Below are 14,233 nucleotides of genomic sequence, written 5' to 3' on the forward strand. Positions count from 1 at the left end.
TCATCACCTCGGTCGTTTCCCGCGCTGGTCGCCGGTGATGATGTCCCGGCCGGCGGCGAAGCGTCCCCTGATGTTCACCGTTCCGCCGAGCGCGACAACCCCCGCGTCGTTCACCTCGACGGCGCCCTCCCGCTGCGGCGCGAGCTTCGCCACCAGCTCGGTCAGCGCTGCCATGAACTCCGGGTCCGCCCGCATGAACTCGTCCAGGTGGTCCTCGACCGCGGCCTGGCGGCGTTCATTGTCGGGCTGCTCGGCCAGCCGCTGCAGCGCCCCCTCGGCCTGCTGGTCACCCGCGAACCGGCTGCGGACCCGCTCCCACAGTGCCTTCAGCCGCTCGGCGACGCCTTCGTCCACGACGTCGCCGACGATCCCCAACAGATGCCGCCCGTACGTCACCAGAAGTGACGTCACCGCAGCCACCGAAACCGGTTCCATGATTTCCCCCTTACTTCAATTACCACGCCAGCCGTGTGACAACGAAAGTCCGCTCGTCCGTGCTGCCGGCGTTCAGCGAGTTGGACCGCAGATTGATCGGCACCGTGCACGTTGCCCCGTTCACCCGTGGATCAGTGAGCTCCACCGGAATTCCGATCCGCCAGTCCCGCGAATCGCCCCGCGAGGGGACGACGATCGTCCGCCGCACACGCCCGTCCGCGGTCCGCCACCCACCGCGATCCCGCATCGCTTCGGCAGCGCCGTCTGGCGCGGGCTCGGCGTACCGATCGGTGGCGCCGGTGGATGTGACGTTTCGGAGATCGATGGCGTGAGGGCGGTGTTCAGCACTGAATCGTCTGCGTCCGAACGAACATCATTTTCGCGCGCACACAATGCAGTCGTAAATGGTGTTCCGCTTGCACCAACAACCACCTTGCGGCGACACACACGCTTGTTTTTCGATGAATTCCCCATCGGCTCCGCCCCCATCTGCACTGTAGACCGCAAACGAGAACCATGAACACCCAATTTCACCGAGTGCTGATGGGCGCGCCCGATCGGGAAGCGGTCCTCGGAGCGGACTTGGGCCAGGTCATGGCGCCAGGACCTCGGTTAGTCAGCGGGCGGACGGTGGACCGAGGTTGAGTTCTTCAAGCTCGCGGCTGCAATGTGGCCTAGACCTCTCGGCCGTGTCGACCAGCCTTGGTCGTAACGAGTTGTTCGTCACCAGGCTTAACCCAGCTGACGAATGTGGTGCCATCGTACGAAACCTTGACGTGCGCGAGGTGACCCTTGCCCTGGTACATGACCTCAGCGATGCGCTCTCCCTCCGTCCTCGGGTCGTCGATGTGACCCTGGATATGGATACCGGGCGTATCAGGGGGCGGGTCTGATGCCTTGAAGTGTTTCAACCCGCCGAGCTGAGCTCGGGCAAGCGCAGGCGCTGTCTCCTGCATCTCGGGCGAGACCCACTTGATGAACTCGTAGTAGGGCCTTGTGCCGCTGGGGCGCGAATGCGTGGACAACCAGGTGGTGCCACTTCAACATCGCCGGCCTGGTGACGCCCCATGCATCCAGCATCACGACCGAATAGATGTCGGCACCAGGCGTAGGTGCGCCACCGCTATACTTCGACAACTCTTCGTGCTGTGCGACGAGATCTCGGATCTCCGCGGCGTAGTAGCTCTCATTGATGAGGGCTGGGTCGAACGCTGCCCAGATATCGACAAGAGCAGCGCGGTCCAGCGTCATGAGCGTTGCATTGACCTGGTCCAGATAGACCGAGAACGTCTGTACGAACTGGTTGAGCAGAGCCTCGGCCGGAACTTCGGTGTAGAGACTTGACGCGCCTTGGGACCGCCGACCGGCGGTTGGCCGCCCTGCACCATGGGCGCCTGAGCGGTCGGCGTCACGCCGCCAGTTCTCAGTTTCGGTTCGCGCTTCGCGCCCTCCATCAGCAACTTGACACCAGCATTCGCATGCTCGGAGGAGAGCCCGATGTAGTCATCGACCAACTTATCCATCTTGGGCGCGAACAGCGGCACGTCCTCACTCGGCAGCAAGCCCTTGAGCACCGAGGTGCCCATCTCCTTGAGCTGTGCGTTCAGGGCGCCGAATATCACTTTGCCGACCACCGGCGCCAGCACACCGATCATGACCTCGAGAAGCTGCTCGACAAATGTCGGTCCGACCTTCTTGGCGGCCGCACGTAGCTCGTCCTTGACGTTGTTTACGGCGGACGTGAACTTCGTGTACGCCATCTGCAGCCGACTACCCGCCTGGCGCGCGAGCTCGGCCCTGAACCGGTAGGCGATTTCCTCCTCTGACACCACCTGCCTGGACGCGGTCCCAGGGGTGACCGCACCAGGTTTGCCCATAGACTTGGGCTTTGGGTCGTGACGAGCCGACGAGGAGCTCGTGGCGACGAGAAGTTCGCTCGGGGCCCCACCTGATGCATCGCGCATGACCGCCGCCTTGGGCTGTTGCGTAACGCGGCCTGATCCTCCGCCAGCCAGTCGCGTTGCCTCCTGTTCGGGCCGGATCGCTCGTCCGACTTACGCCGGGCAAGCCTCCACGCACCTGAGAGGCGTTCGGCTGCTGGAGGACGTGCGTCAGTTCGTGCGCCAGCAGGCGGCGCCCCGTTGGAGTGCTCGGAGCGTACTCGCCCGCGGCGAAGAATATGTCGTGGCCGACCGTGAATGCGCGCGCCCCGACTTCCCCCGCGTGGGCAGATGCGTACTCGTCGGTATGGATGCGCACATCCGGCAGATCCGATCCAACCGCGCCGTCATCGCGGTTCTGGTCTCAGCATCGAGCGGGTCCCCATCAGCGCCCCGGTGGAGAAGGTCCCTGACAACACGATTGCCCACAGCCTGCTGCAGGGCCACCACGTGGTCGGCGGCGGCCTCAGCACCACGCCCCATGGGCGACTCGGCCACCGACGGCCGAGCCGGTGACGCCCCCAACACGACGCGGGTTGTTTGGGGCTCGCGCGCGCTTCGCTTAGCCATTTACCTGCTCCCCATCACCCATGTCGAGTATGCGCTTACTCGCGCAGTTTCATCAATCGAAGGTCACCGCAGCGTGATTCAGTCAATTGAGCGGACCGAGTGCCGCCAGGTGCAACCCGCCCCCCAGCATCGGCGGGACACCGCCAGTTGTCGTCGGGTCGGGAAGGGAGTATTTCTAGAGGAGGGGCGCTTTCTTGCCGAGTTCAAGCCCGTGAAAGCACGCCAGCTCAGTAGCGGGTCACGTGAGTCGCGCCAGTTGGGCAGGGGGAAGCCGATGCACGTCGTCGCCGAGCGGCACGCCTACCTGAACAGTGCGGTCGCGGATGGCGCGGCCGACGGCCTTGCGACGGCACTGGCGCGTCTCGACGAACGACTTCGCTCAGCTGTGGCAGCGGCGGGAGTGGCGTACGGGCCGGAGGCTGCGACCGACCCGCACCGCGGTCTGTACCTGGGAGACGACGAGGTTGCGCGCCTCCTCGCTCGCGCCCCATGCGTGCCGCTGCTCGGCACCTCCGGCGACGGGCCGTCGCTGGCCGAGGACACGCCCAGCCTCGCGGAGCTGGGGAAGACCTTCGGGCTCGAACGACTCGACCTCGACATCATCGTCGTTGCGCTCGCGCCGGAGCTCGACCTCCGCTACGAGCGGCTGTACGCCTACCTGCAAGACGACGTGACACGACGGCGTCCGAGCGTCGACCTCGCGCTCAACCTGCTCTGCGAGAACGCCGGCGCCAAGCTGCGGGCGCGATCGAGGTTCGCCGCCGACGCTCCGCTGATACGGCATCGCCTCGTCGAGCTCGCTGAACCCGCATACGCCCGGCCGCCGCTGCTCGCCCGCGCACTGAAGCTGGACGACCAGGTGGTCCGAGCGCTGATCGGCGAGCGCGGCCTGGATGCACGGCTCGCCGGCTGCGCACGCCTGGTGCTCAACCAGTCCGGGTTACAAGGCGACGTGCCGATGCCGCTGGACCTCGCCCGAACCGCTCGCGCCGACCGCCGACCGCTGCGCCTGTCGTTCGAAGGCCGGCGCGGCTCCGGCCGTCGCGCTGCCGCGGAGGCGCTCGCCGCCGATCTACAGATGCCCCTGCTGACAACCGAGCTCGCTCAGGCCGTGCGACGGGCTGACGACGCGGCGGCCGACAAGCTGGCGCTGCTGGTCCGCGAGGCTCGCCTGCAGGATGCCGTGCTCTTCCTCGATGACTTCGACGTCATGATTTCCGGCGAGCACGCAGACGAACTTGGCCTTCTGCTTCGAGAGCTAGAAGCGTTCCCTGGCATCGCAATCATCGCGAGATCCCCCGGCCCCTCATCGACGCCCAACACGGCCAGCCTCCTGCTGACCGGACTCGTCACGGTCACGTTCTCGGCCCCGAGCGCGGCCAAGAGGCGTGCGTGCTGGAAAGCGCTCCTGGCGGACGCGGGCGTCGCAGTAGACCGTGCGACCGTCGAAGCGTTAGCCGACCGCTTCCGGTTGACGCCAACCGAGATCAGCCGGGCTGTCACCGTGGCGGTCGAAAGCTCGGCCCACAGCGACGATGAGCCCGATCTGTTCGCCGCGGCGAGGGCGCTATCCGGTGCGGGGCTCTCCGGCCTGGCGCGCAAAGTGACGCCACGGCGACACCTGGACGACATCGTCCTGCCACCCGACCGGCTGGACCAACTTCGCGAGGTCTGTGACGCGCTCCGCTATCGCAGCCGGGTGTACGAGGACTGGGGCTTCGACAAGCGATTCTCCCTCGGTACGGGTCTGAACATCCTGTTCGCCGGCCCATCTGGGACGGGCAAGACACTTGCTGCCGAGATCCTCGCGGGCGAACTCGGGGTCGAGCTGTACAAGATCGACCTCGCCGCCGTCGTGAGCAAATACATCGGCGAGACCGAGAAGAACCTGGCCCGCATCTTCGCTGAGGCCGAGGCGGCGAGCGCGATCTTGTTCTTCGACGAGGCTGACGCGTTGTTCGGCAAACGTAGTGCGGTCAAAGACTCACACGACCGCTACGCCAATATCGAGATCGGTTACCTGCTCCAGCAGATGGACGAGTTCGACGGGACCGTCGTGCTGGCCACCAACCTCCGCCGCAACATGGACGACGCGTTCGTGCGGCGGATGCACTTCACCGTCGAGTTCCCGCTGCCCGACGAGCCGGACCGGCTGCGGATCTGGGACGGGATCTGGCCGGCGACGACGCCGCTCGACCCAGAGCTGGACCACGCCGAGCTCGCGCATCGCGTCGAGCTCTCAGGCGGCCACATTCGCAACATCGCGGTCGCCGCAGCATTTCTCGCCGCAGCCGACGGTCGGGCCGTGACGATGGAGCATCTCCAGCGTGCGACACGACGCGAGTACCAGAAGCTCGGCCAGATCGTCCTCGAGACAGCCACCTCGGCGCCGGGTGGGTCACGCGCATGAACACGCATCGGCTGGTAATTGCGCGGGGAGGACACTCATGATCGACGACCTCGACCGTAGCCTGACGCTGCTGCTCCAGAACGCGCTGCCCCAGGAGATCCTCGACCAGGTCACGATCTCGTTCGCAACACCCGACGAGGCATTTCCCCCGCAGTCGGTGACCTTGCCGGCTTTGAACCTGTTCCTCTACGACATCCACGAGAACCGCGAGCTTCGCACGAACGAGTGGGACCTCGAACGAGACGAGCAGGGATTGTTCACGCGGGAGCGTGCCCCCGTCCGGGTGGACTGCTCCTACCTCGTAACTGCCTGGCCGAGCGCCAGCTCGACGGCACCCGCGCTCGACGAGCACCGTCTGCTCAGCGCCGTCATCATGGCACTCCTCCGGTATCCGACCCTGCCGACCGCTCTGCTGCAGGGAAACCTCGAGTCGGCCACCATCGAGCCACCAACCATTGCGCTGCAGCAGGGTCAGCTTCAAGGCGTCGCGGAGTTCTGGCAGGCGCTCGGTGGCCGACCGCGCGCCGCCTTCAACTACACCGTCACCATCGAGCTGCAGCCGTTCGACCTGATTCCCGCAGGCCCGCCGGTTCTCGAGAAGCGGCTTGTCTTCGAGGTCGGCACGTCCTTACCAGAACCGGACGGTGACACGTGAAGCAGATCGTCAGCAGGCAGGTTGCCTTGGCCGGCCAGGTCGTCGACGGCGTGACCGGTGAGCCAGTCTCGGGTGCACGCGTCGCCCTGGCGACGGTTCCTGTCAAGTTCCAACGGGTGCTCGACGTCCAGCGGCTATCTCGCGGCAAGGAGTGGGACAGTCTCGACGAGCGCGCCGATCGGAGGCGAACGAACAGCACCGGCAGGTTCTGCTTCCTCGACCTGCCGAGCGGCTCGTACGGCTTGACCGTCTCGCTCAGTGCCGGCGGTCATCGCTACGCCCCGCATAAGGCAACGGCCGTCGTCAAGCGCAACCGGGCTGGCCACATCACTCCCGCCTGGGTCGAGCTCGCGCTACCGGTGACGATCGTGGCAGGCACAGTGTCCGGCCCCGGTTCGAAGCCGATCGCGTTCGCGTCAGTGCACGTACGCGGCGAGCCGGTACGCGCGTATACCGACAAGGTCGGGCACTTCAGCCTCACCGGACTCGAGCCAGGTCGGCGATCGATCGTGGTCGCAGCCCGGGGGTTCGTGACCGTCGCCCATCCGGTCTCCATCGCAAAGCCCGGCTCGTCGAAAACCGTCCGCATCAGCCTCAAGCCGGCCCCCTCCTAACACGGACGACCGGTACGAGACGGCGCCCGTCACCAACTGCCGGTCATTCTTCCAACGCCATATCCAAAACGGAGAAACGGAAGGGAGGCAGAGGTATGTCGCAATATCTCTCCCCCGGTGTGTACGTCGAGGAAGTTGCATCATCGGTCCAGCCCATCGCCGGAGTCGGAACGAGCACGGCCGCGTTCGTGGGAATCGCACCCGATCAGGTCACGGTTCCAGCCCGGAACCCGGCGTTCGATCCGACGCAGCAGGTCTCAGCCGCCAATTCGCCCTTTGTCGGCAACTCATTCACGCTTCCGGCCGCCGCCGGCAGCGTTCGGCTGTGCACGACCTTCGGCGACTTCACCAAAGCATTCGGCGGGTTCTCTACCGACGCGGGCCAGAGCAACCTCGCACATGCGGTCTTCGGCTTCTTCAACAACGGCGGTACACGCTGCTACGTGTCCCGCGTGGCGTCGGCGGGCGACATCGAGACCGCGCTCACCGCGTTCGCGGCGATCGACGAGATCGCCGTCGTCGTCGCGCCCGGGATCGTCACCAACGCCGCGCGCACGGCGGTCGTCAACCACTGCACGTCGTGCGGCGACCGGTTCGCCATTCTCGACACGGCCGAGGTGGTCGAGACAGACGGAGCGCTCGACCTGACACTTCTCGACCCGTCCAACGATCACAATGTCCTGCCCGACAACTCGGACTACGCGGCAACCTACTTCCCGTGGATCTCCGTGTTCGACCCGGCCACGTCGATCCAGGACCCCGCCGGCGACGGCATCCGGTTCGTCCCGCCGAGCGGCCACCTCGCGGGGATCTACGCGCGAACCGATAGCGAGCGCGGCGTTCACAAGGCGCCTGCGAACGCCGTCGTGCGCGGAGCCCTCGGGCTTCGCTACGCGATCAGCCGGGCCCAACAGAATGGCCTCAACCCGCAGGGCGTCAACGCCATCCGTGACCTGAACGGCAATATCCGCGTCTGGGGCGCACGAACGGTGGGCGGCGATCGCAACGCCGAGTGGAAGTACGTCAGCGTCCGGCGACTATTCCTCTTCCTGCGTGAGTCGATCGACGAGGGAACACAATGGGTCGTGTTCGAGCCGAACGACTCGAGCCTGTGGGCGAAGATCACGCGCAATATCACGGCGTTTCTCACCAACGTGTGGCGCGACGGTGCGCTGGCCGGCGACACCCCCGTCGTTGCCTTCTACGTCAAATGCGACGCGGAGACCAATCCACCAGAGGTCCGTGACATCGGCCAGGTGGTGACCGAGATCGGCGTCGCGGTTGTCGAGCCCGCCGAGTTCGTCATCTTCCGGATCACCCAGTGGTCAGGACCGGGGGGCTGACGCTCCGCCAACGCTACAAACAGCCGAGGTGATCATGTCCACAGTCCAGGTACCAGGCGTCCAGCGCGTCGAGATGTTTCCAGCACCGTCGGCTCCGCTGGCCACTGGCGTGCCCCTATTCCTGGGTCTCGCCGCCCAGGGGCCTGTCGGAATGCCTCAGCGGCTTGACCGGTGGCCCCAGTTCAGCGAGCTCTTCAGTGGCTCGCCTGAACTCGGATCTCTTGCGGCCGCGGTGCAAGGCTTCTTTGCGAACGGAGGCGAGGTCTGTCACGTCGTCCGGCTCGACGAAGCAGTCGACCCGGTTGTCGCGGTCCAGGCTGCACTCGACGCCTCCGCAACACTCGAGGACGTCGACCTCGTCGGCGTACCCGATGCAAGTCGGCTCCGTCGGCCTGGCGAGCTGCCGACGCTCGAGCCTGACCTGGTTCGGGTGCAGACGATCCAGCGGGCCGTGATCGACCACTGCGAGCTGGTCGAAACGCGCGTCGCAATCCTCGACTCGATCCCGAACGCCGGCCAGTTCGCCGTGCTGGAACAACGCCGCGCCCTCACATCGTCGAATGCCACGCTCTACTACCCGTGGATCCTCATGCAGGAGGCCGCTGACACGCCCCCGGCCTTCGTGCCCGCCTGCGGGCACGTGGCGGGGATCTATGCGACGACCGATCGAAATGTCGGAGTTCACAAGGCACCTGCGAACATGGCCGTGACTGGAGCACTCGACCTCGAGATGGAGATCACCGACGAGATTCAGTCGAATCTGAATCCCGTCGGCGTCAACTGTCTCCGTGCCTTTCCCGGACGCGGTATCCGCGTGTGGGGAGCGCGCACGCTGTCGACAGATACAGCCTGGACCTACGTCAACGTCAGGCGCCTTGTGCTAACGCTCCGGCGATGGATCGCGGCCAACATGACCGACGTCGCGTTCGAGCCGAGTGACGCGCGGCTCTGGGGCCGGGTCAGCCGTGAGCTGACGGCACACTGCACGGAGCTGTACCAGCGCGGCGCGCTGAAGGGCGCAACGCCGGACCAGGCGTTCGTGGTCCGCTGCGACGCATCCACGAACGCCACCGGTGCGGAGCCTGGCCAGGTCGTGGCGGAGATCAGCCTCGCGCCTCGCCTACCGAATGAGTTCGTCGTCGTCTACATCGTCTACGAGGCAGGCGGTGTATCCGTCGTGGGCCCGAGCGATTCCATCTAGTGAGAAGGAGTGACCCAATGGCAACCGGAGATCGCAGAGATCCTTATCGCGTGCACAGCTTCATCGTCGAGATCGACGGCATCTCGCGTGCCGGCTTCCGCGAGTGCTCCGGCCTCGACACGTCGAACGACCCGGTCGAGTACCGCGAAGGCACTGACGGCAGGGGCTTCAGGAAGCTGCCCGGACTCACCAAGAACGCGAACATCACCCTGCGGTGGGGCACTGCCGACGACACCTCGCTGTGGGACTGGCGCAAGACCGTGATGGACGGTGCCGTCCAACGCAAGAACGGCTCGATCGTGCTGCTTGACGACACGGGTACCGAGAAGGCGCGCTGGAACTTCAACGATGGGTGGCCGACGAAGTGGACCGGACCGTCGTTCAACGCGACCGGCAACGAGGTGGCGATCGAGACGCTCGAGATCGCGCACGAAGGGTTGGTCAGGGCTTGATGCTGCAGACCGAGTTCCCGTTCAAGCTGCCCCACGGGTACGTCGACGCGGAGGGGAATCTCCACCGCGAGGGTCAGATGCGGCTTGCGACCGCCGAGGACGAGGTGCTCCCGCTCAGGGACCCGCGGGTGCAGATGAACCCCGGGTACCTCGTGATCATCCTGCTGTCGCGGGTGCTCACCCGGCTCGGAGATCTGCCGGACGTCAACCCGAAAGTCATCGAAGGGCTTTTCGCCGGCGACTTCGCCTACCTGGAGGGGCTCTACCGGACGATCAACGAGAACGGTCACAACCGGCTGGCCGTCACGTGTCCGCACTGCGCCGGGGAGTTCGAGGTGGAAATGAGCGGCCTGGGGGAATGATCGGCCACCCCTCGGAACGCGTTTTCGAGGAGGTGGCCTACGTGGCGTATCACTTCCACTGGCCGCACCAGGAGGTGATGGCGCTGGATCACATCGAGCGACGTCGTTGGGTCGCAGAGATTGCCCATATCAACGAGAGGCTCAACGAGGCTGCCGAGGCTAGGAGTGACACATGGCGCTGACCAACGTGCTGCGTCTCGACCCCTATCTCGGCTTCCGGTTCGTGGTCGAGATCGAGGGTCTGATCGTCGCCGGTTTCACCGAGGTGAGCGGTCTCAGTACCGAGGTGACTCCCTTTGCCTACAAGGAGGGTGGGGTGAACGAGTACGAGCACCAGTTGCCAGGACCTGTGACGTGGCCTCGACTCGTTCTCAGGCGCGGAATGACGGACGTCGACAACCTCTGGCGTTGGCACGAGGACGTTCGCCGCGGCAGAGTGGTCCGCCGCAACGGGTCCGTGATCATCGCCGCCGAGCTGGCCAGCACCGCCAGCACCGGCAGCTACAGATGGGACTTCACTGGCGCCTACCCGGTCAAATGGGTCGGCCCTGAGCTGCGAGCAGCATCCGCGACCGTCGCCGTCGAGTCGGTCGAGCTCGTCCACCGCGGACTCGTGAAGGGGTCCGCTGGATGACCGCACAAGAGTCGCGACCTCCGCTCGCGCAGCACCTCGCCCGTCGGCTCGAGGGTTGGCCAACGCTGTTCAGCCGCGACCTGTCCGAGTCGCTGGCAGCGCGTGGCAAGCCGACCCATACGCTAGCGACCGAGCTGGCGCAGAGGTCCGCACGATCGTCGCAGTTGCCGTCGGGCTGGACCGAGCCGTTGCTGCAACGGCCGATCGTCGTCACTGGGCAGCACGAGGCGACAGACTTTGGCCGTGGCCGAACCGATCTCGTCGGCCCCGAGCCTGACACAGCAACTGCCGCGATCCCGACTGTTCGTGCGCGCCCGGTGTCGGCGCGACCAGCCAGCACCGTTCCCTTCGAACTGGCCCCGTCGACCGTGGTGGCCTCGACTGCCGCACAGCCGATTGTCGTCCAGGCAAGGAACGGCAAGACCGGAACGACTCCACCACAGACCAGTGGCCCGACGACATCACCGCTCCACGTAGGTTCGCGCGTCCAGGCGGCCCCGCAAGCCCGGTCCGACGAGAGAACGTCGGCCAGCCCACCGTCGACTCGGGTCGGCGAGCCGCTGCCCCCGACACAGACCCCTCCGGCCACCACCGTGCCGATGTCGCCGAAATTGCCGGTCTTTCCGTCAGCCGCCGCCACCCTGCAGCCGAGGGCTGCCCCCCAAGCCTTGCCCCTGTCCGACGTGCCGCCCGCACCCGTTGTGCAGGTGCCGTCGGCGCCCCAGCGCCTCGGGCCGGCAGACGTAGTCGTCCCACCGAAGCCGGTCGTCCCGTCGATCGTCGCTGCGACCGACGCTCAGCGGCCCCTGGTCGTGACCCCGAAGGGGTCCAGCTCCCCGCCTCCCAACAGTCCAGCGTCGCCGGTTGTCGCTGCGACCGACGCTCAGCGGCCCCTGGTCGTCGCCCCGACCCCGAAGGGGTCCAGCTCCCCGCCTCCCAACCGTCCAGCGTCGCCGGTTGTCGCTCCGCATGTGTCGCCTCCGATCAACGCTGACGGCGTCGGTCTCGTCCTGGCAGCACCGACAGACGGACCCCTGGAGACCTCCAACCCGTCGCCCGCCGTCGCTGGCGTGACGGGCATGGATGCGGCGGGCCATGCCCGACCGGACCTGCCAAGCATCGAAGCGTCGAGTCGTCCCCCTGTGGCCGACTCGCGATTTGTCGACGACGTCTACGACCTGATCGTCAGCCGGCTGAGCGACGAGCGAGCGAGGAGGGGCTGGTAGCCGTGGTCGAGAAAGCAGAGATCCGGCCCGAGACGCCGGCTGGCGCCCTGCCGATCCAAGTGCTGTTCAACCCGACGCAGTACGGCTTCGACTCGTCGAACCAGTTCGCGGAGACGCCTGTCGTCGGACAGGCCGCGCCGATCCTCCAGTACACGCGGGGCAACGCGCGCACCATGTCCATGGAGCTGTTCTTCGACACCTACGAGTCAGGTATCGGCTCCCGCGACGTCCGGCAGCACACCGACCGTATCTACCAGCTGCTGGAGGTGGAGCCGACGACGCACCGGCCACCGGTCGTGAAGTTCGCATGGGGTGGCCTGAGCTTCCGCTGCCTGGTCGAACGCGTCAGCGGCAAATTCACGCTCTTCCTGGACAGCGGGGTCCCCGTCCGCGCGACCCTGACGGTCGCCTTGAAGGAGTACGTGGATCCGAAGGACGCGCCGAAAGGGTCACCGACCCAGTCGGCCGACCACACGAAGACGTACGTGATCGGCGTCGGCGACACGCTCAGCTCGATCGCCGCCGCGGAGTACGGCGACCCGGCCGAGTGGCGGCCGATTGCCGACGTGAACGAGATCGTGAACCCACGGATCCTCCAACCGGGGCGACGAATCGTGATCCCACCGCTACCGACGCAAGGTGGGGTGGCCTGACATGCCCGTCGACTTCCTCGCGCCCGCGTTCGGCGTTGCCGTCAACGGCGTCATGCTCACCCCCGCGGTTGCGAATGCTGTCACGTCCGTCATCGTCACTCACGAGCTGGACAGTCTCGACCACTTCACCCTGTCCGTCGCCAACGAGTTCCCTGACCTCCCGTTCACGCATGGCGACCAGGCCGACCTGTTCCAGGAAGGAAACTCCGTGACGGTGAAACTCGGCTATCGCGACGCGCTGGAGAGCGTGTTCGACGGACAGGTGACGCGGGTGCGACCAACGTTCCCGGATCATGACACCCCGACGGTCACCATCGATGGCCATAGCCGCCTGCACTGGCTGCGCGGCGCCACCAAGACGCGCACGTTCGTGGACGTGACGGACAGCGACATAGCGAGCCGGATCGCCAACGAGGCAGGGCTCCAACCCCAGACCGATGCGACTGACACGAAGCACCCGTACGTGATCCAGGCCAACCTCAGCGATCTCGACTTCCTGCTCGACCGGGCGCGCCGGATTCGCTACGAGCTCCTCGTCCAGGGAACGACGCTCATCTTCCGCAAACCCGCCGATGGGAAGGCGAAGTCGTTCACGCTGGTGTGGGGAGATCCGCAGCGCGGCTTCGACCCGGACCACGACACGCTGCCGTTGAGCAGGTTCGAACCGGTCCTCGATGCGCTCGCACCAGCGACAAGCGTCACGATTCGCGGGCAGGACCCGTCGACCCGCGACCCCATCACCGGCACGGCGACGGACGCCGATGCCGACGACACGAGCGGCACCTCGGGCGCGGCGGTCGCGAACAACGCATTCTCGACTGCGCACGACGCGACTGTCGTCGACATTCCCGTCGCCTCACAGGCGGAGGCTGATGAGATAGCGAAGGCGCTCTTCAACGAGCGGGTGTCGAACCTCGTCACCGGTCGCGGCGCGTGTGTCGGGACGCCGAAGATCCGCACCGGGCAGGTCGTGGAGCTGGCCGGGATCGGTCCCCGCTTCAGCGGCTCCTATCTGGTCACGCGGTCGACGCACCGCCTCGACAGTTCGGGCTACGAGACCATCTTCTCGGTTCGCAGGGGGGCAGTCGGATGAGCGAGCTCATCGACCTCATCAACGCATCCCCGGCCCGGAATGGCCGGATCCTCGGTGTCGTCGCGGGCGTCGTGACCAACAACAAGGACCCTGACAAGCTCGGGCGCGTCAAGGTGAGGTTCCCGTGGCTCTCCGACACCGATGAGAGCTGGTGGGCTCGGGTCGCCTCGCCCATGGCCGGCAAGGACCGGGGGGTCTTCTTCCTGCCGGAGGTCGATGACGAGGTCCTGGTCCTGTTCGAGCACGGCGACCCACGCTTTCCCTATGTCATCGGCGCTCTCTGGAACGGCTCGACGCCGCCGTTCCTGACCAACGACGACGGCAAGAACGACAAGCGCGTTATCAGGTCACGCAGCGGACACACGATCACGCTGAACGACAAGGACGGCGAGGAGACCATCGAGATCGTCGACAAGACCGGAGACAACTCAGTCGTCATCTCCAGCAAGGACAACAAGCTGACCATTTCCGCGTCGTCCGACATCTCCATCACCTCGGCGAACGGCAAGGTCTCTCTCTCCGGGAAGGGGATCGAGCTCACGTCAGAGGCGGACATCAAGCTCAAGGCAAGCAGTGGGATGAACCTCGAAGCCAGCGGCAAGGCCGTCCTCAAGGGTTCGACGGTCGAGATCAACTAGGAGGAAC

15 protein-coding genes are annotated in these 14,233 nt (G+C 66.1%); 12 read left to right on the forward strand and 3 right to left on the reverse strand.

Features of this window, described 5'->3' with window-relative positions:
* Window positions 1-3: 3 nt before the first annotated feature.
* The 3 genes from OG555_RS36940 to OG555_RS43010 form a co-directional block, all read right to left on the reverse strand.
* Complete coding sequence (locus OG555_RS36940) at window positions 4-435, reverse strand: hypothetical protein (protein WP_329477747.1); 432 nt, start codon at window positions 433-435, stop codon at window positions 4-6.
* A gap of 1,247 nt (window positions 436-1,682) precedes the next feature.
* A complete protein-coding gene (locus OG555_RS36945; RefSeq protein ID WP_329477749.1) occupies window positions 1,683-2,264 on the reverse strand; it encodes a hypothetical protein in 582 nt (193 codons plus the stop codon).
* Window positions 2,206-2,694: an eCIS core domain-containing protein gene (locus OG555_RS43010; protein WP_442914460.1), complete on the reverse strand. Its 489-nt coding sequence runs from the start codon at window positions 2,692-2,694 to the stop codon at window positions 2,206-2,208. Before OG555_RS43010 ends, OG555_RS36945 begins: the two co-directional genes overlap by 59 nt.
* A gap of 162 nt (window positions 2,695-2,856) precedes the next feature.
* Between OG555_RS43010 and OG555_RS36950 the strand changes: the two genes are divergently transcribed.
* The 12 genes from OG555_RS36950 to OG555_RS37000 all read left to right on the forward strand — a co-directional run bounded on the left by OG555_RS36950 (window position 2,857) and on the right by OG555_RS37000 (window position 14,226).
* Window positions 2,857-5,355: an ATP-binding protein gene (locus tag OG555_RS36950; protein ID WP_329477751.1), complete on the forward strand. Its 2,499-nt coding sequence runs from the start codon at window positions 2,857-2,859 to the stop codon at window positions 5,353-5,355.
* A gap of 37 nt (window positions 5,356-5,392) precedes the next feature.
* A complete protein-coding gene (locus OG555_RS36955) occupies window positions 5,393-6,010 on the forward strand; it encodes a DUF4255 domain-containing protein (protein ID WP_329477753.1) in 618 nt (205 codons plus the stop codon).
* Window positions 6,007-6,624 carry an MSCRAMM family protein gene (locus OG555_RS36960; RefSeq protein ID WP_329477755.1) on the forward strand — a complete coding sequence of 206 codons (618 nt, stop codon included), beginning with the start codon at window positions 6,007-6,009 and terminating at the stop codon, window positions 6,622-6,624. Before OG555_RS36955 ends, OG555_RS36960 begins: the two co-directional genes overlap by 4 nt.
* 95 nt (window positions 6,625-6,719) lie before the next feature.
* Window positions 6,720-7,967 (forward strand): phage tail sheath family protein, encoded by a 1,248-nt coding sequence (locus OG555_RS36965; protein ID WP_329477757.1) that lies wholly within the window; start codon window positions 6,720-6,722, stop codon window positions 7,965-7,967.
* A gap of 430 nt (window positions 7,968-8,397) precedes the next feature.
* The gene (locus OG555_RS36970) at window positions 8,398-9,168 is read left to right on the forward strand and encodes a phage tail sheath family protein (protein ID WP_329477759.1); all 771 of its coding nucleotides are present in this window, start codon (window positions 8,398-8,400) and stop codon (window positions 9,166-9,168) included.
* A 17-nt stretch (window positions 9,169-9,185) separates the two neighbouring features.
* A complete protein-coding gene (locus OG555_RS36975) occupies window positions 9,186-9,620 on the forward strand; it encodes a phage tail protein (protein ID WP_329477761.1) in 435 nt (144 codons plus the stop codon).
* Window positions 9,620-9,982 carry a hypothetical protein gene (locus OG555_RS36980; protein WP_329477763.1) on the forward strand — a complete coding sequence of 121 codons (363 nt, stop codon included), beginning with the start codon at window positions 9,620-9,622 and terminating at the stop codon, window positions 9,980-9,982. Before OG555_RS36975 ends, OG555_RS36980 begins: the two co-directional genes overlap by 1 nt.
* Window positions 9,979-10,164, forward strand: coding sequence for a DUF6760 family protein (locus OG555_RS43015; RefSeq protein ID WP_442914461.1), 186 nt, complete (start codon window positions 9,979-9,981; stop codon window positions 10,162-10,164). Before OG555_RS36980 ends, OG555_RS43015 begins: the two co-directional genes overlap by 4 nt.
* On the forward strand, window positions 10,155-10,616 hold the full coding sequence (locus OG555_RS36985; protein WP_329477766.1) for a phage tail protein: 462 nt from the start codon (window positions 10,155-10,157) through the stop codon (window positions 10,614-10,616). Before OG555_RS43015 ends, OG555_RS36985 begins: the two co-directional genes overlap by 10 nt.
* Window positions 10,617-11,844: 1,228 nt before the next feature.
* Window positions 11,845-12,495, forward strand: coding sequence for a CIS tube protein (locus tag OG555_RS36990; protein WP_329477768.1), 651 nt, complete (start codon window positions 11,845-11,847; stop codon window positions 12,493-12,495).
* A 1-nt stretch (window position 12,496) separates the two neighbouring features.
* Window positions 12,497-13,588, forward strand: coding sequence for a phage late control D family protein (locus tag OG555_RS36995; protein WP_329477770.1), 1,092 nt, complete (start codon window positions 12,497-12,499; stop codon window positions 13,586-13,588).
* Window positions 13,585-14,226 carry a phage baseplate assembly protein V gene (locus OG555_RS37000; protein ID WP_329477772.1) on the forward strand — a complete coding sequence of 214 codons (642 nt, stop codon included), beginning with the start codon at window positions 13,585-13,587 and terminating at the stop codon, window positions 14,224-14,226. Before OG555_RS36995 ends, OG555_RS37000 begins: the two co-directional genes overlap by 4 nt.
* The last annotated feature ends 7 nt before the right edge of the window (window positions 14,227-14,233 follow it).

The sequence above is a fragment of the Kribbella sp. NBC_01484 genome (assembly GCF_036227145.1).
Classification (GTDB): domain Bacteria; phylum Actinomycetota; class Actinomycetes; order Propionibacteriales; family Kribbellaceae; genus Kribbella.